Source organism: Prevotella sp. (genome assembly GCF_051059605.1).
In the GTDB taxonomy this organism is placed as follows: domain Bacteria; phylum Bacteroidota; class Bacteroidia; order Bacteroidales; family Bacteroidaceae; genus Prevotella.
Map to the genome: position 1 here is coordinate 1703094 of NZ_CP050883.1, position 18620 is coordinate 1721713.

At 36.5% G+C, this 18620-nt stretch carries 15 protein-coding genes; 5 read left to right on the forward strand and 10 right to left on the reverse strand.

Annotation, left to right across the window (positions count from 1 at the left end):
- Positions 1-18: 18 nt before the first annotated feature.
- From mnmA to HEQ28_RS06830, 6 genes are all read right to left on the reverse strand, one after another.
- Complete coding sequence (gene mnmA, locus HEQ28_RS06805) at positions 19-1122, reverse strand: tRNA 2-thiouridine(34) synthase MnmA (protein WP_434504390.1); 1104 nt, start codon at positions 1120-1122, stop codon at positions 19-21.
- Between the two features lie 20 nt (positions 1123-1142).
- Positions 1143-2039 (reverse strand): YitT family protein, encoded by an 897-nt coding sequence (locus HEQ28_RS06810; RefSeq protein WP_434504391.1) that lies wholly within the window; start codon positions 2037-2039, stop codon positions 1143-1145.
- Between the two features lie 106 nt (positions 2040-2145).
- On the reverse strand, positions 2146-3855 hold the full coding sequence (locus HEQ28_RS06815) for a RagB/SusD family nutrient uptake outer membrane protein (protein ID WP_434504392.1): 1710 nt from the start codon (positions 3853-3855) through the stop codon (positions 2146-2148).
- Between the two features lie 30 nt (positions 3856-3885).
- Complete coding sequence (locus HEQ28_RS06820) at positions 3886-7275, reverse strand: SusC/RagA family TonB-linked outer membrane protein (RefSeq protein WP_434504393.1); 3390 nt, start codon at positions 7273-7275, stop codon at positions 3886-3888.
- 127 nt (positions 7276-7402) lie between these two features.
- Positions 7403-8212 carry an MBL fold metallo-hydrolase gene (locus HEQ28_RS06825; protein WP_434504394.1) on the reverse strand — a complete coding sequence of 270 codons (810 nt, stop codon included), beginning with the start codon at positions 8210-8212 and terminating at the stop codon, positions 7403-7405.
- Between the two features lie 20 nt (positions 8213-8232).
- A complete protein-coding gene (locus HEQ28_RS06830) occupies positions 8233-8382 on the reverse strand; it encodes a hypothetical protein (RefSeq protein ID WP_018462994.1) in 150 nt (49 codons plus the stop codon).
- Positions 8383-8452: 70 nt separating this feature from the next.
- Between HEQ28_RS06830 and HEQ28_RS06835 the strand changes: the two genes are divergently transcribed.
- Positions 8453-9322 (forward strand): aldose 1-epimerase family protein, encoded by an 870-nt coding sequence (locus tag HEQ28_RS06835; protein ID WP_434504395.1) that lies wholly within the window; start codon positions 8453-8455, stop codon positions 9320-9322.
- 75 nt (positions 9323-9397) lie between these two features.
- Here HEQ28_RS06835 and rsgA read toward each other — a convergent pair whose 3' ends face one another.
- From rsgA to rsmA, 4 genes are read right to left on the reverse strand one after another with little or no spacing between them, the layout of a single operon-like run.
- Entirely contained in the window at positions 9398-10330 is a 933-nt protein-coding gene (gene rsgA / locus HEQ28_RS06840; RefSeq protein ID WP_434504396.1) for a ribosome small subunit-dependent GTPase A, read from the reverse strand.
- Between the two features lie 9 nt (positions 10331-10339).
- Positions 10340-10900: a ribosome recycling factor gene (gene frr / locus HEQ28_RS06845; protein WP_434504397.1), complete on the reverse strand. Its 561-nt coding sequence runs from the start codon at positions 10898-10900 to the stop codon at positions 10340-10342.
- A gap of 49 nt (positions 10901-10949) precedes the next feature.
- Positions 10950-11426 carry a GAF domain-containing protein gene (locus HEQ28_RS06850; protein ID WP_434504398.1) on the reverse strand — a complete coding sequence of 159 codons (477 nt, stop codon included), beginning with the start codon at positions 11424-11426 and terminating at the stop codon, positions 10950-10952.
- Positions 11427-11430: 4 nt separating this feature from the next.
- Complete coding sequence (gene rsmA, locus HEQ28_RS06855; RefSeq protein WP_434504399.1) at positions 11431-12225, reverse strand: 16S rRNA (adenine(1518)-N(6)/adenine(1519)-N(6))-dimethyltransferase RsmA; 795 nt, start codon at positions 12223-12225, stop codon at positions 11431-11433.
- 1013 nt (positions 12226-13238) lie between these two features.
- On the opposite strand from rsmA, the gene HEQ28_RS06860 reads away from it, so the two are divergent.
- The 4 genes from HEQ28_RS06860 (at position 13239) to HEQ28_RS06875 (ending at position 18344) form a co-directional block, all read left to right on the forward strand.
- A complete protein-coding gene (locus HEQ28_RS06860) occupies positions 13239-13727 on the forward strand; it encodes an RNA polymerase sigma-70 factor (RefSeq protein ID WP_434501534.1) in 489 nt (162 codons plus the stop codon).
- 88 nt (positions 13728-13815) lie between these two features.
- Positions 13816-16470, forward strand: coding sequence for a TonB-dependent receptor domain-containing protein (locus tag HEQ28_RS06865; protein ID WP_434501535.1), 2655 nt, complete (start codon positions 13816-13818; stop codon positions 16468-16470).
- A 5-nt stretch (positions 16471-16475) separates the two neighbouring features.
- Positions 16476-17531 carry a DUF4249 domain-containing protein gene (locus HEQ28_RS06870; RefSeq protein WP_434501536.1) on the forward strand — a complete coding sequence of 352 codons (1056 nt, stop codon included), beginning with the start codon at positions 16476-16478 and terminating at the stop codon, positions 17529-17531.
- Between the two features lie 12 nt (positions 17532-17543).
- Positions 17544-18344 carry a FecR family protein gene (locus HEQ28_RS06875; RefSeq protein ID WP_434501537.1) on the forward strand — a complete coding sequence of 267 codons (801 nt, stop codon included), beginning with the start codon at positions 17544-17546 and terminating at the stop codon, positions 18342-18344.
- The last annotated feature ends 276 nt before the right edge of the window (positions 18345-18620 follow it).

Genomic DNA, 18620 nt, shown 5'->3' on the forward strand with positions numbered 1-18620 from the left:
AACAAGCGGTTGAATTTATTACAATAAAGTTATCTCTCCTGAACCGAAACAACGATGATGTTGATTATCATATATTACGCAGAATTGTCCAGGAGCAACACCATGAACCTTATTAGCGGCATGAATGGTATATGTGCCGTCAACATTATTCTCTAATGTTGCTGGTAAATATTCTGGAGTGTGTCTTATCTTGAACGTGATGTTATCGGGTAACTGTATTTCAGCACTTCCTTCAGGACAATATGTTGTGAAATGAAAATCATGAATCTTAAAATCCTGCTTATAGGCTGTCTCTGGATCATAACCATGACTGACATAAAGAATATTAAGTTCAACATCCTTCTTGACAACAAACCAAGGTCCGCCACCAAATCCAAGTCCCTTACGCTGACCGATAGTATGAAACCACAATCCCTTATGCTGACCAATTACATTACCTGTTTCAAATTCAACGACATCGCCTGTATTTTCACCAAGATAACGCTTTAAGTATTCATTATAATCAATATTACCAAGAAAACATATTCCCTGACTGTCACGGCGTTTTGCATTGACAAGATGCTCACGTTCGGCGATTTCCCTAACTTCATTCTTTTCAAAATGACCTATCGGAAATATAGCCTTATGCAACTGCCAATCATAAATTTGAGCAAGAAAATCAGTCTGGTCCTTAACAGGATCAGGACTTGTTGTGAGCCATTTGTATCCGTCATGCCATTCAGTCTGTGCATAATGTCCGGTTGCTATCAAATCATAGTCATAACCCATTTTTTCATCAAATGCACCAAACTTAATCAGACGATTACACATAACATCAGGATTAGGCGTGAAACCAGCCTTGACCTTGTCCATAGTATATTTTGTTACCTGACTCCAGTATTCCTTATGACAGTCAATAACATTAAGTTTGCAGTCATATCTTGCAGCAACGGCAGTAGCCATTTCCAAATCTTCTTCACTGCTGCAATCCCATTCCTCTTTTTCTTCTGGACCTATCTTTATATAGAAGCAGTCTGGTTTTGCGCCATGACTAACCATCTCATAAAGAACGACACTACTGTCGACACCACCCGAAAGAAGGAGTGCTATCTTTTTACCCTTTATATCCTCGTAATCAATCATATTTTGCAAAAGTAACAAAATTATTTGTTATTCACTCGTTTAGTACCAACTTTCATTCTATCAAAGCCCAAACCATAAACTCCAGTAACGGCACTTTGACTAACAAAAGCACTTGGATCAACATCATCAATAATACTGAATATGTTGTGACTTTCGTTCTGCTTTGCTATTACAAACAGCATACCCATCTTCTTACCACTATAAAAGCCATGGGCATCTATCACTGTACAGCCACGTGCAGCCTCATCATTTATAAGTCTACCAATTTCCTGATACTTCTCTGAAATGACAAAGAACTGTACAGAACGACGAAAACCATTTATCACATGATCTATCGTGTATGACATGACGAAAAGAACGATATATCCATATATAACTTTTTCCCAGCTGTTTAGAACTATGTAGCTGGATGTTATTACACAAAGGTCACATACCAGAATAATATGCCCAAGCGACACATCATGATATTTATGCACAATAGAGGCTATAACATCAGAGCCACCAGTACTGCCATTGCGTAAAAGGCTGAATCCTGTTCCTATACCTAAAAGCAAACCACCGACAACACATGCCAGAAAAGGTTGGTCGTGAAACATAACAGTATTTCCTACGATATGTTGCCAAAAAGTAGTGAATGTTGTAAAAAACAAAACCGCATATATTGTCTTCACACAGAATTTGAATCCAAGTACTTTCAGTGCCGCTGCTAAAAGCAATACATTTATTGCTAGATATGTATACTGCACAGGAATGCCTAGACCCCAATAAACGATTGAAGAAACACCAGGAAGACCGCCTATAGTAATTTTGTTTGGCAACAGAAAAGCGACCCATCCAAGACTTCCTATTACCATACCAATGGCTATTATGAGGTAATCATATATACCTCTTATAACTTTTCTTTCTTCTCTTCTCATTACATAATTTCTTATAATGGATGCAAAATTACAAAATAAAAATAAAAAAACTCCGCAATTACGGAGTTTTTAATTATTTGATAATGTTGCACTTACATGCAATTAATCACCAACCAAGGTTTTGTCCTGTTTCAGGACTTAGTGTATTTTGTCCTGTAGGTATAGGATAAAGGTAATACTTGCTATCGTATGTACGCGTTTTAGTATTACCTATCATATATTTATCCGTTGTGACGTTAACACCTACATTATTGACATTGCTTAAATTTGCTCCAAGCATAATATCAGGATGTTTGCTTGTATCGAGTTTATCTAACTGATGCCAACGCACCAAATCCCAATACCTATACCAATTATCTGTCATAAGTTCACAACGTCTGCATCGTCTTACCTCCCATAGCAGATTACTTACTCCCATATTATTTGCAGGATCGGCTTCTGGTTGCAATGTCATAGCCTTTAATCCAACACGACTCTGCAAAAGATTAACGGTCTTGTCGAGATCAGTTTGCGTGATAGTTCCCAACTCAGCCTTAGCTTCAGCCTCATTCAATAATATCACGGCATACCAATAAAGCGGAGCATCTGTATATCCTGTACCAATATTAATGCGATAATATGAATCAAGGCTCATGTTATCGTACTTTCTTACAGTATATCCAGTAGAAGATGTCATCTGAGGTGAAGCTGCAACGCCCATATTGTTGACACGTGCCCAACCATGACCAGCAAAACTTATAATAGAGTCAACTAATACGCTTAAACGCTTATCCCTTACAGCAAGCATCTTTCCAACAGAGTAGTTACCGGAAGAATTCAAAACAGCCTTATCATCTGTACCGAAACTAGTATTTGCTTTGGGTTTGCCATCAAGAAACAGAAATGCATCAATTGCGTCCTTTGATATACCAAACTGCTCTGAAGAATTACATGTATAGTCCACCAGCGAATGCATCACCATATCCTTTTCGTAATTACGATAGAATATTATTTCCTTATTATTACCTAGTGAAAGTGAATTATAAATATCACCATAATTAGCACTTAACGCAAATTTGCCGGAATTCATGAGTGCCTCGGAAGCAGCAGAAGACTCATTAAGATATCGCTGCGCACGTGACAAGTCGGGTGCTTTACCATTTTCATTTGCAGTACGGTACTTGCAGAATGTTCCCTCATAAAGACATACATCACTCTTCATTGCCAACGCCATCTGCTTGCTCCATGCAGTCTTATCACTCACATCATCAAGATTAGCTGCGGCATAATTTAAATCACTAAGCACAGAATCCATGACAACATCACGGTCTGTGCGAGAGCCATAAATACGAGAGTCATCCGGGTCTGTAATTACATCTTCTATCCACTGCACATTACCAAACTTTCTTACCATTTGATAATATACCCATGCACGGTTTAAACGTCCTATCGCCATAAAGCGTGTTTTCTCTCCGTTAGTAAGTGAAGAAGAAGAAGATAATCCCTGAATGAGATAATTTACACGACGTATTTCGGTGGATCCATCTGTCCAATCACTAGATACACTAGGAATAGTTTTATATGTCCAGTCATCAAACGTTGGATTTACCTGATCATCAGAAAGACTTTTGAAATAAAACCATCCCATTTTATCCTTTGAACTGTAACCTATATAGTTATCATAAAATTTATTGCTGTAGCTTTCTACCGCATTGGCATTACTCCAAAAAGTGGTATTGTTCGTAAATGTGTCACGAGGAGACTTATCCAGCATATCATTGCAACCAGAGAGCATTAATGTTAATGCAACAGAGGTATAAAGTATAATCTTTTTCATATATTGAAATTATTATATAAGTTATATAAATCAGAAAGTAACCTCAAGACCTACAGACCAAGAACGTGTGATTGGATATGTGCGCCCCCATGTGCCATAGGTAAGAGTACCTTGTCCATCGTTCATTTCTGGATCAATAGGAAGATTTCCACATCCATTATGAAGAAGACAAAGATTGTTTACACTGCCGTATACACGTATCTTCTGGATAAATATGTGTCTCAGGATTGACTGAGGGACAGTATAACCAATTGTTATATTTTTCAATCTAAGATATGACATATTAACAAGATATCTTGTCTGAGGGTAGTAATTATGTTCACCACCAATTGGGGCTAGTGCTGCAACATTACCAGGAGCTTCATTTCCTGCATACAGACAAGGGAAATCATTACCCTGATTGATATTTACTATATTGTTTGCTGGGTCATAAACATTATATCTTGTCTGATTTGAATATATTGCAAGATCTGGAGCACGCATTTCTGGAAATGCCAAAGAAGACAATGTCCACATGTCACGTTTACCAACTCCTTGGAAAAATAAATCAATATCAAATCCACAATATGTTCCACCTAAATGGAAGCTATATTCATAGCGAGGGAGCGTGTTTCCTATAACTTTAAGGTCGCCATGATCATCGGCAGTGCCTTTACCGCCATCAATTTTACCATCACCATTTAAATCCTTAAACTTTATATCACCTGGCCCATATACAAAATTATCAGTCTGTATGCCTGTCTGATTTGCCACAGCCGACTTATATTTCCAAGAACCATCTGAATTTTTTCCATTAAAATCGTCTTCTGTGAAATAACGATCTGTTTCAAATCCCCATATATCCCCCCAATTCTCGCCTTGATAAGCATACATCTTAGCATTTGCGTCAGTAACAATACCACCTGTATAACCTATAATCTTAGAAGTATTGTTCCATTTTGTAACCTTAACCTTTGAATCTCCAATACTGAAATTGGCATAAAGACCCAAATTCTTATTAATCTGCTTACGCCAATTAAGAGTTACTTCCCAACCACGTGAACGAAGCTGACCAGCATTTGAATACGGTGCCGTTGCTCCTACACTTGCAGGGAGAGCTGTTCCAGGAGCTAACATATCTTTAGTGACACGCTGAAACCAGTCTGCGGTAACAGTGAGTTCATCATTGAGAAACCCCAAGTCAAGACCTAAATTGAAAGACTGTATTCGTTCCCATGTAAGAGTTGGTGACACCCAATCCGGCATATCAAATTGATTAACTTTTGTATTGCTTCCATTGAGCCAAGTTATGTCTGATGGAGTAATAGCCGATACTCTTGAAATAAACATCCAATCACCTACTGCCTCATTTCCGATCTCACCATAAGACATACGTAACTTACCGCTAGAGACATACTTATTTAGATTCTTCCAATAAGGTTCTTCAGTAAAGCGATATCCTAAAGAGCCAGAAGGGAAAAATGCCCACTTGTCACCTTCGGGAAATCTTGAAGAACCATCATATCTGCCATTAAGTTCTAATAGATATATACCTTTATAATCATAGTTTATACGTCCAAAATAGCCAGCTGAAGCACGATCACCTGTAGAAGACTTAATGGTAGCCTTTGTCATATCTCCATAAGCAAGAGATAGTTCTGGATATTCTTCATCATAAAGTTGAGTGCGATTGGCATAGAAATAATCAGAAGAATAATTCTCTCCATTAACACCAACCATTACATTTAGATTATGCATATCGTTCCAAGAGTGATTGTAGTTCATATATGCATTCGCTGTCCAACGATTTGCCTTGGTATTATCACGTGTCGCATTTGTTGTTGATGTTCCTACAATATATGCAGGAGCAACACCCGACCAGTTCATACCATACACACTATGGTTGCTTGATTTTAAATTACTATTGTCTATCTCGTAAGTATAATCAGCATTAAGCGTGAGGTCTTTTGTTATATTAGCCTTTGCAAATGCATTCATACGAAAGACATCGTGCACATTATATAATCTCGTTGCCTGCTTCTGCATAGCTATCATACGATAATCATATTGTGAACCGTCAGACGCCTGCATTATACCAGAAGGAATAAAAAATGAGCCCCATCTCCAAAGGTACTGATATATATTGTTATAAGAGTTTGCCTTACCTATATGACGACGAGTGAAATTTACTCTCGCTCCTACAGACAGCCAGTCGGTAACATCAGTCTTTAAATTCAAAGTAGCATTATATCTTTCACGCTGTGCTGGGTTAAATTTCATCAGGTCCTGCTTCTTGTCATATCCAACAGAAATATAAAACACCGTTTTGCCGCTTGAACCACTAATTGAAAGATCATGACTCAACGAAGGTGCGGCATTGTCATACCATATTTTCTTTATGTCATAATCAGCATAATACATAGGTTGCCCATTCATGAAATAATAATCACCTACATTATTATCACTCTCATAAGGACGCATCAAACTATATCCTTTTTTGCCACTATTCTGTTGCTGCCATTTCTCTGCATAGGGTAATAATTTGTCGAAATACATACCAAAGAGTTCAACCGAGCCACCATCAGTACGCGCCTTAGCCATCATAGCAGATTTAAGTTGGGTTGGAACATCAGGATAATCGGGAAGATAAGTTGCATTATCCCAAGCCAGATGCCCATCATATTTTATTGAAATCTTATCACCTTTATTAGCCTGTTTGGTTGTGATAAGGATTACTCCAAACGCAGCACGACTACCATATATTGAAGAAGATGCAGCATCTTTCAAAACTGAGATTGAAGCTATATCATTGCCATTTATCATAGAAAGGTCGTCGACAGGAACTCCGTCAACAATAATCAAAGGAGAAGAAGTCTGACTATTTGATAATGTACCTAGTCCACGAATAGAAATAGTTGGATTACTATCAATGTTTCCACTGCTGTTTATAATTGAAAGACCTGGAACTGCTCCCTGCAAAGCCCTCGCTACATCCTGCTCTGGTCTACCAGTAAGTGTCTTTGCAAGATCAACATTTGAGACAGCACCAGTAAGGTTGACCTTTTTCTGCTGACCATAACCTACCACAACCACTTCGTCTAGCAAGGCATTGTCATTTTCTAGCTGTACCCTCATACCATCTTTAGCATTTTTGGTAACAGTTTTATAGCCTAAAAAGGAAATACGGATCTTGCTTCCGTTTCCAACATTAATCGAAAAATTTCCATTAACGTCTGTCACTGAGCCTCGCGTTGTTCCAGGTTCTGTTACACTGGCACCTATTACAGGTTCGCCATTTTCATCGACAACAATTCCTTTAATCGTCACTGTAGCTTTCGCTCCTACCACCAACTGATTAATAAGAGGTGAAGCTTTTAGGATATTCGATGTTGAATTGCAACAAAGAAATAAAGCTCCCAATAGCACGGATAGTTTTTTCATAGAAAATATGTTTATGTCATTATGTTGCAAATATAAATAAACATTTAACCATTTGCAAATAATTGCAAATAATTATTTTAAATTGTTACTGATAAGTTTGCAACTGACAATATTTTCTATAAAAACATCACAACTTTATTTCATCTAAATCATTTGGAACAAATATATTACCCGTGAATTTAGTCTGCGCCTCTACAGTATAATCTCTCTTACGAGTGGCTATAGTCTTTTCTTCGGTATGATAAAGCACTAAATTCTTGACATTTAGCTGTTGTGCAATCATCGCAGCATCCATTGCCGTACTGTGGTGCTTTTCATAAGGATGAAAAACATCTCTATCGGCATATTTGCAAAAAGCCTCACACATCATCCAATCAGCATTTTCAACAAGTTCCTTGTTTTGTGGATTATAAGGCTCGTCTCCAAGACAAACCAACTTTTCATCATTAGGTAGACAACACACAAAGCCAAATTGTTTTTCCTTTGTTGAAAGTATATCAAAGGCCATAAGATGAAACTCACCGACTTCAAATTCATCACGATTTTCAAGAGTATGAAATACGATACACTCTCCCATGTATTTCAGATGTTTTGGAGCAAGAGTATTATCACTTATATACTTTAGCATCCCTATAACCTTTTCATGACTCCAAACATTTAAAACACCAGTGCAATCACCACTTATAGACTTTTGGATAAACATCCTTATTACCCACACAACACCAAGCATGTGGTCTGTATGAGCATGAGTAACAAACACATCATGTATTCCAGACAAAGATATACCAGCCTTATCCATCTGCGACAAGATGCCATTACCACCACCAGCATCAACAAGTAACGAAGTATTTTCTGTACTCACAACAAAGCACGTATTGTAAATATGACTCACCACAGCATTACCTGTGCCCAACATAGTTAGTTTTGCATTTTTCATATCCTGAATACATTTTTTTACTATTCCTCTATTAATCCTTTGGTCAGCATGTCATAATACAAAGCCTCCAATTCTCCCTGAGTAAGTTTCTGAACTGCGTGCTCTATATTACGTATAAGGTCGTCGCGGCGATATTCGCTGGTCGAATTAAAATGTGCAAAGTCTACCATATTTTTTTAATTTTATGCAAAGATACTGTTTTTTTTGTTACCTTTGCAATAATGTTTAAAAGAACATATCATGGAACAAATCAAAAATGACAAACTCACTGTAACAGTGTCTAAACATGGTGCTGAACTTCAAAGCATCAAGGATGCCAATGGTAAGGAATATCTTTGGCAGGCTGATCCTAAATTTTGGGATCGCCATTCACCTCTTTTATTTCCTATTGTTTGCGGACTTTGGGAAGATAAATATCGTGTAAACGGAAAAGAATACAAACTTGGACGCCACGGTTTCGCACGTGACACAGACTTCAAGCTCATAGCACAAGGGGATAATCAACTTGTTTATTGCCTCAATGACAGTACTGAAACTTTGAAGGACTATCCATATCGTTTTAATCTAGCTGTAAGCTACAAGATTACAGAAAATACGATTAAAGTAGTATGGCATGTTGAAAATACCGACAATAAGGAAATATATTTCCAGATTGGTGGTCACCCAGCATTCAACGTTCCTGACTTGAAACAAGGAGAACCATTAGCGGGTACTCTTAAATTTAACGAGGAAGAACCTAGCAGACTTTACGGTAATGTAGGTGGATGTATCACTCCTGGATATCACAAGGTGAAGACAGAAGATGGACTTTATAAGTTCACACAAGATGACTTCAAGGATGACGCTGTTATCTTCGATCACAGTCAACTGAAAAAGATTAGTATTATCAACAAGGAAGGTAAGCCTGAAGTTACTCTTGACATAAAGACTCCTGCCGTTGGTATATGGAGCCCGTATGGCAAAGACGCACATTTCGTATGTATCGAACCTTGGTATGGTATTCATGACTGGGCTGAATACGACGGCGAGTTCAAAGATAAGTATCTTATGAACAAACTTCTCCCTGGATGTAGCTTCATGAGCGAATATACAATAACAATAGGAGAATAATATAACACATAAAAGTGGCTGAAAGAACAATCTTTCAGCCACTTTTTTATATGTTTATAAGATATTCGTTAAATATCAGAAAGCCTCACGATATTTGTTTTCATCCTGATCGCTCAACATACTTAAATAACTTTGGTATCTGCTTGCAGCAATATAATGATCTTCCAAAGCCTTCAAGACAGCACAACCAGGTTCATGAGTATGCTTACAGTTGCTGAATTTGCAATTTTTCGAATAGTGGAAAATATCACGGAAATAACTTGTAAGTTCTTCGGGAGCCATATCAAAGGTACCAAATCCCTTTATTCCAGGAGTATCAATAATATATCCACCCTCAGGCAATTCCAACATTTCACTGAAAGTAGTGGTATGCATACCTGTATTATGGGCATCACTTATTTCAGATGTACGCAAATTAGCTTCAGGTAAAATTCTGTTTATCAACGTACTCTTTCCTACTCCACTATTTCCGCTCAACAGTGTTATCTTAGCTTTCAGCATTGAACGCAACACATCCATCCCATCACCATTTACGGCAGAAGTTTCGACACATTCATATCCAATTGTAGAATATAGCTTTATCATCATCTGCTGATAATGCTTTTCTTCCTCTGAAAGAATGTCCATTTTGTTGAACACCAATATCACAGGCACCCTGTAAGCTTCAGCAGAAGCAAGGAAACGATCTATAAAAGTAGTACTTGTCTGCGGATAATTCACCGTAACAATTAGGAAAGCCTGATCAACGTTGGCAGCAATAATATGACTTTGCTTACTAAGATTCTGAGACTTACGTATAATGTAGTTACGACGGTCTTCAATCTTAGTAATAAAAGCTGTACCTTCCTGATTAGTGACAATCTCAACAAGATCACCAACAGCAACAGGATTTGTACTACGGATTCCTTTCAATCGGAAATTACCCTTTATCTTGCTTTCGATAACCTTTCCTTCATCAGTCTTAACTGAATACCAGCTACCGGTGTTCTTTATAACTAGTCCTTTCATTCAGGCTAATTATACAGTCATGATTTCCTTCTGCTTATCAGTCAGCAGGTCATCAATTCTCTTAATATATTTGTCGTGTGCCTTTTGGAGATCAGCTTCTGCATCTTTCTCGCTATCTTCAGACAAGCCATCTTTAATAGCCTTCTTAAGTTTTTCCTTAACCTCTCCACGGACATTACGTACTTCAATCTTAGTCTTCTCACCAATTTTGTTGCACTGCTTTACAAGTTCCTTGCGGCGTTCCTCAGTTGGTTGTGGGATACCAAGGCGGATAATCTCACCATTATTTTCTGGAGTAATACCAACATCACTGTCCATAATAGCCTTTTCAATATCTTTAATTGCCTTTTTATCCCATGGACGTATGGCAATAGATCTTGCATCTGGTGTAGTTACGGTTGCGACTTGATTAAGAGGGACCTTACTTCCATAAGATTCAACTTTCACGCCATCAAGAATGGCTGTATTAGCACGACCGGCACGAATGTGTGTCAATTCGTCGGCAAGATACATTGCTGCCATCTCCATGCGCTCTTCGGCGTCGCTTAATGTTGCTTTAACGTCTAACATAATTATATGATTATTTAATTTTCTATTCTACAAAATTAGATATTAATTTTTAAAACTGCAACTCTTTAGATAAAATATTTGCAATCTTTTCAATATACAGTCTGTCTGTCGCATCAAATGCAGAAAGTTCTGTGCTATCGATATCAATAACTCCATACACATCACCATTTGAACGATGAATAGGAACCACTATTTCAGAACGAGACAATGAAGAACACGCTATATGATCAGGAAAAGCCTCAACATCATCAACTATCAATGTTGAGTTTTCTTCCCAAGCATTGCCACATACGCCGCGACCTCTCTTTATTCGATAGCATGCTACGCTTCCCTGAAAAGGTCCTAGTATCAATTCGTCTCCACTAACAAGATAAAATCCTACCCAGAAATAGCTTTCAGGAAATGTTTCGTGCATAATGGATGAGACATTAGACAATACGCCTACAACGTTTTTTTCTCCTTCCACTAGACTTTTTATCTGTGCACAAAGTGTTTCATATTTATCTTTCTTATCAATCATTGCCATATATTTATTGCAATACTTTTTCTACGATATTTGTTAAATCTATAAACTGCTTAACAGACAACTGTTCAGGGCGTTTAGTCATTATGTCCATTGTAAAGAAATCAGGACTTGGCATGTGTTCATTTGAGAACATCTGTTTTATGCTCCCTCTCAACATTTTTCTACGCTGATTGAATACTGTTTTCACAAGACGCTTAAAAAGTTTTTCATCGCAACCAAGGTCGGTTACGTTGTTACGAGTCATTCTTATTACGGCACTTTTAACCTTTGGTGGTGGGTTGAAGACATTCTCGTCAACAGTAAACAGATATTCTACATCATACCATGCTTGTATCAATATAGACAGAATTCCATAGGCTTTACATCCTGGAGCTGATGCAATTCGAAGCGCAACTTCACGCTGAATCATACCAGTACAGCATGGGATGAGTTCCTTGTAATCAAGCATCTTAAAAAATATCTGGGAAGAAATATCATAAGGATAATTTCCAGTAAGCACAAACTGCTTACCTGCAAAAATCTCATTTAGATCCATACGAAGGAAATCATCGCCTATTATATTATCACGCAACTTAGGATAGTTCTCATTCAAAAATGCAACAGATTCAGAATCAATCTCCACAGCTTTAACGTCTCTGTTTTTTGTAACCAGATATTGAGTTAAGACTCCCATTCCTGGTCCTATTTCAAGTACAGGAATATCTGGATAGGCATCAACAGTATCGGCTATTCTGCGAGCTATTCCTAAATCAGTGAGAAAATGCTGACCTAAATTTTTCTTTGGTTTTACTAACTTCATTATATATGTTTATATGTGAAAGGCATTGATTGGAAAAACTTATTTATATTACAACAATCAATATCACGCTACAAATTTAATTAATCTTATAGGAACAACAAAATAAAAACATAAAAAAATGGCATGTCAGACTTTTTGCCTTGACATGCCATTCAGTATATTTAATTTAATAATTTGTCTTTCTTAAATAAGCGGACTCAGCTTTTTAGCTAAGTTTGCCGTTTAAGTTAATTGCCTGTGCAATCATTACTGCAACTACTGCAAATACCATTAATGTTACCATAATCATTTTTCCTTTCTTAATTTTGTTATCCTTATATCTTTTTACTACTGCAAAGGTACTACTTTCTGGTGCGTTGCCCTAATAAATATGCTATAAAACATATTTTTGGGCACTTTTATTGATTTGCATCAAACATTCATTACAATATAGTGTTCTTTTGAAATAGAACAGGTTGACTATATATAAAGCAGCAAAACAAAATGGGCACACAATCCAAATTACAACGACCAAGATAGAAACTTAAATGATCGTGAGATAAACCATCTTGAATACTTATTATAAATCTATGAATAAAAGTCATAAAGGTATAAGAAATTGTTATTTTTTATTTATCAGTGTAATGATATATATAAAAAAGTCCAAAAAAGCCACTAACACATTCATTATTAGCAATTATTTCTTTACATTTGCACAAAACTTAGATTATTATGTATTTTAAACTATTCGCATATTTGGTTGCAGTAATAGGTTCTGTCTATAAACACAGCAATAAAAAATGCGATAAAACTATTGATAGGCTTGCATTAGAAAGTTGGAATGCCCAAACCATAAAACAGCTTACTAATGATAAAAGTAACCATGTAAATATATCACAAGCACATAGCCGAAGAGATCGTTAACATTGATGAATAAAATGTATATTGTGCTACAGTATAATGCAAATATACATTACAACGAAAAGATGAGCATAAATAACACTTATCTTTTTCAGTTCAATTAATAGCATAACATGAACATCGAAACCTTATTTAAAAAATTATATAGACCATTATGCCTTTATGCTTTACACTATTTGGGTGATGATCTAAATAGCGCAGAAGATATTGTGGAAGACTGTTTCGTAAAATTATGGGAACACGAACCTAGAAACCAAGAAGCATATCTGTATGCTACCGTGCGCAATGCATGTATTGACTTTTTACGTAAATCGACTTTTGTTACAGACATAGAGCCATCTGATTTAGAGAACATAATCAGTGATGATGAAGCTAAATTACGATCTGAAAAAGAAGCAAGGTTGTGGACAGCAATAGATGAGTTGCCAGATAAATGCAGAAAAATTTTTCTTATGAGCAAACGTGACGGCATGAAATACCGTGAAATTGCCGAAGAGTTATGCATTTCAGAAAAGACTGTAGAGCACCAGATAAGTAAGGCTCTAAAACGTCTTCATGGCAGTCGTGATGAAATATTATTTGTTATGTTTACTATATTCTAATAAAAACCTTTTGTTTTTACAATGGGGGATAATTCATGTTTTTGCGTCATACCTATAGATAAATAAAAAAACAAAAGATTAAAAGAAAATGAAATTACGTAAATGCGTGTTGCTATTCTTCTTGCTTTTTGTGTCTTTGGTAACAACAGCTAAGACAAAGACCATGAGGCAACAGATAGAATGGTTGAGAAATGAAAGAAAAATAAATTTTGTGTATGATTCTTCCCTTCCTTTGGACAAACCGTATAAAGGAAAATCATTACAAAACATGACTATTCAACAAACCCTTCAATCACTTTTTGCAAACAGCGAAATAGACTTTTCTATTATTGGGGACTACATAATGCTAAAGCAAAAGACTGAAGTTAAGCCTTCCATTCACACACCACATCGCAAAGAACAAAACGACATAAAACACAATTATACGCTTAGCGGATTTGCAGAAGATGTGAATGGCGAGAGACTTATCAATGCTACGATTCAAGATATGAATACCGGACTAGCGACTATGACAAATTCATCTGGATTTTTTTCCATAACCCTGCCAGAAGGCACACATAATATAAGATGCGGATACATTGGATTTGATGACAAGCAGGAAAAAGTGATTTTAAAATCAAACGTACATCTGAATTTCACACTCAAAGAGAATGCAAACATTAAGGAGATTGTAATCACAGCTGATTTAAACTCACCACTAATGACGACACAAACCGGTAAACATTCTTTCGGCAAACAGGATATCAAGACTGGTTATGCACTTCTCAGCAGCCCAGATATTATAAAGACATTACAGCGTTCAAGTGGTGTTGCTTCAGGAGTGGAACTTACTAGCGGACTATATGTTCATGGAGGCAATAATGATGAGAACTTATTCCTTATAGATGGTTCACCACTCTACCAAGTAAATCATGCACTAGGACTATTTTCTGCCTTTAATGCAGATGTTGTAAAGAATATAGATTTTTACAAAGGCGGTTTCCCTGCAAGATACGGAGGCAGGCTATCTTCGGTGGTTGACGTAAGAACCGATGACGGTGATTTAAACCACTATCACGGTAGTTACAGACTGGGGCTTCTAGACGGAAGTTTACAATTTGAAGGTCCTATACGCAAGGGGAAGACTTCCTTTAACTTTGGATTGCGACGCAGTTGGATAGATCTTCTATCACGTCCAGCTTTTGCTTTATACAATAAGTCGAGCAGTTCTGATGACAAGCTCAATCTATGTTATTTTTTTCATGACTTAAATGCCAAGATAACAAACATCTTTGACAATCGTAATCGCATGTCATTAAGTGTTTATTCGGGTGAAGATAAAATGAGCACAAAAGATGAATATAATGATAGTTACAGTACATCGTATAATGACAAAGATTTGACGAAGAATGATTTCAACTGGGGCAACTTCAACATGGCTCTTCTTTTTGAACATCAGTTCTCACCAAAATTATTTGCCAATTTCAATGCTGTATACACTTATAATATATCTAGATACAAATCACAAGAAGATAATTCGTATGACAATGGATCAAACGTTATAAACGAAAACCATTATGAACATGAATATAAATCGTCGATACGCGACTATGGGTATCGAATGTCATTTGACTATCGACCATCTCCACATCATCACATACGTTTCGGAAATGACTTCACATGGCATTTCTTCAATCCGCAGACAAGAAATTTAATAAATAGTTATAATAATTCGACTGGTAACGATACAACATCGATGTCGAGTAAAAACCACTATCCAGCACGTGAGTGTAGCATATATGCAGAAGATGAAATGATTCTAAATAGTCATTGGAGTATAAATGCTGGTGTGAACGCATCGCTATTTTCTATTCATGGTAAAACTTTCACCAATTTAAATCCACGTTTTGCGATGAAGTATCAACCTTATGACAATTTATCTTTCAAGGCTTCTTATACTTCTATGACACAGTATGTGCATAAGATATCAAACTCCTTTCTGGAACTTCCTACAGACTACTGGGTTCCAACAACAGAGATTTTGCATCCAATGAATTCTTGGCAGTTAACGGCTGGAGCATACTTTCAACCAGATACACGCTGGTTAATTTCACTTGAAGGCTATTACAAACACAGCAACCATTTGCTTCAATATGCTAGTTGGTCAGGGATAGAACCTCCGGCTGAAAAATGGGACAAAATGATGATGGACGGCAAAGGCAGATTCTACGGTATGGAACTTGATGCATCATATAAAAGCGGCAATCTTCAACTTAGAGGCTCCTATACTCTTTCATGGAATCAACGGAAATATGCTGACTTCTATCCAGAATGGTATTTCGACAAGTTCGATAACCGCCATAAGATTGATGTATCAGCACACTGGCAAATCACCCACTCTATATCTGCATTTGCCGACTGGACTTTCCATTCAGGTAATCATATTACAATTCCAACACAGTATGTGCCGATGCCGAATGTACCAGAAGGAAAACCTTCAGAAAATTCAACATCAGATTTCATCTACGAGAAGCCTAACAACTTTAAGTTGCCAAACTATCACAGACTAGATATTGGATTTGACTTCCACCATGTAACAAAACATAATCACGAACGCATATTCAACATCAGTTTTTATAATGCTTATTGTCATCTCAACTCTATGTTTGCAGAAGTGAAACAAAAGCAAGATGGACATTTTTATATTAAGAATCATGCCTACGTACCAGTGATACCATCATTCAGTTATACTATTAAATTTTAAAGACAATGGAAAAAATAATATACTTCATAATACTGCTATTTACACTTGTTTCATGCAAAGATGAAATTAGTCTTGATTCTATCAACAACAGTGAAAAGATTGTGGTTTATTGTTTTCCTACGGAATCAGACACTACATATATGCAGATAGCAAGGAGTGTTCCTATAAAAAGCTATTCTAACATTATTGACGAAACAGCCATCAATAATGCAGAAATCAATTACACTGTTAACGGTAAAACAAGCAAGATTGAATCTATAGGAAAAGGCTTCTACAAGATAACAGGATTACAAAAAAAAGGAGATGACATTGCTTTTTATGTGAAAGCTGATGGATTACCTCCTGTTTCAGCAACAACAACTATTCCGGAATCCGTAAACATCTGTAAGCCGACAGAAAAAAATATTACTTTGTATGACCAAGATTCTGAGTACACACAGCAATTCGATCAAGTAACAGCCACATTTACAGATAATCCCAACACTCACGACTACTATGCTGTGAGAGTAATGGTAAAAAACTATAGTGGTTACGTTAAGGTATCTAATAAAAATGGAATATACTATCTTTCAAATCTTGCCACTTATAAACAATACCAACACACAGATCAGTCAGACACGGTATCATTAGTATATAATGATTCGGTATATAGTGTGGCTGAGATAAACACAAGCAGCGAAGAACTTCTTTCGCCGACATCTGAAATGGATGATGGTTTCGGATTCTCTAATAATTTTTATCAAAATATGTATATCTTCGATGATTCCCCCATAAATGGCAAAACATACACACTACATCTTAATATTCCAAGTAATGCTTCATACGGAGTATCAACCGGTACAGGATATAAATATTATGATTTTGACAAAGCATATCAGGTGCAACTAATACGCTTGACACCTCAGTATTATCATTTTCTGAAATCACTGAATGAGATCCGAAACAACGATATGGCCCAATACGGATTGTCACAGATTAGTCCAACAGTATCAAATGTATCATCTGGACTAGGATTGTTTGGTGCATGGATTACTTCTCAGACAGATTGGGTTAAAAAATAAAAGATTACATTTATGAAAAAGCAAGAAGATAAAAATCTGGAATTTGTTATTAAGCATTATCAGTATAGCAAACTAGACAGTAACGCAGCTTACCATCGATTTATTAAACGTATCGGCTTAAATAAGCGAAGTTATAAACTGTGGTGGACAGCTGCGGCCTCCTTATTGCTTTTGTTGTCATTTGTAGGCATATACAATTATCTAAATCAAACGACAACTCTATATGCCTCTACTTCGACAACAACCTATACTCTTGCTGACGGCACAAAAGTGACACTCTCTCCTCAATCATCGTTATCATATAAAGATAGGAATTGCAGAGATATTGAGATCACAGGAAAAGTGTATCTTGACATATATCATAATCCAAATAAACCATTCACCATTAGCGATGACTCCTACAGGATAAACGATATTGGTACAAAACTTGAGATTGACGAAACTACTAACTCAACTACAGTGTATGTAGATCAAGGTGCAGTAAGTTTTGCATCAACAGCAGATATCAGTCATGCTCTCGTTTTAAATCAAGGTTGCAAAGCTATATTGAAAAAGAGTGCAATACATCCAGAAAGAATTGCGACAAAATCTGCAAACAGCACTTCATGGGCAACACATAAGTTCCAGTTCAGAGATACTCCACTGCGTGAAGTTCTTGCCGATCTCTCGGATTATTACAAGGTATCTTTTGTTAGTGATAAGTATAATGTCAATCTTACTGCTGATTTCAGAGCCGACAATCTAAACACGATTATCAATATGATTCAGAAATCTCTTGATGTAAAGATAAAATATAAATCTAATTCTAAATAAATTTCCCAAATCATTAATCACTAGAATGCAAAAATGGCATGTCAGACTATTGTCTTGACATGCCATTCTGTATATTTTATTTAATAATTTGTTTTTCCGTAAAAAGCGGACTCAGCTTTTTAGCTAAGTTTGCCGCCTAAGTTAATTGCCTGTGCAATCATTACTGCAACTACTGCAAATACCATTAATGTTACCATAATCATTTTTCCTTTCTTAATTTTGTTATCCTTATATCTTTATCTTTTTATCGATGCAAAGATAGCAACATTTCTGTGT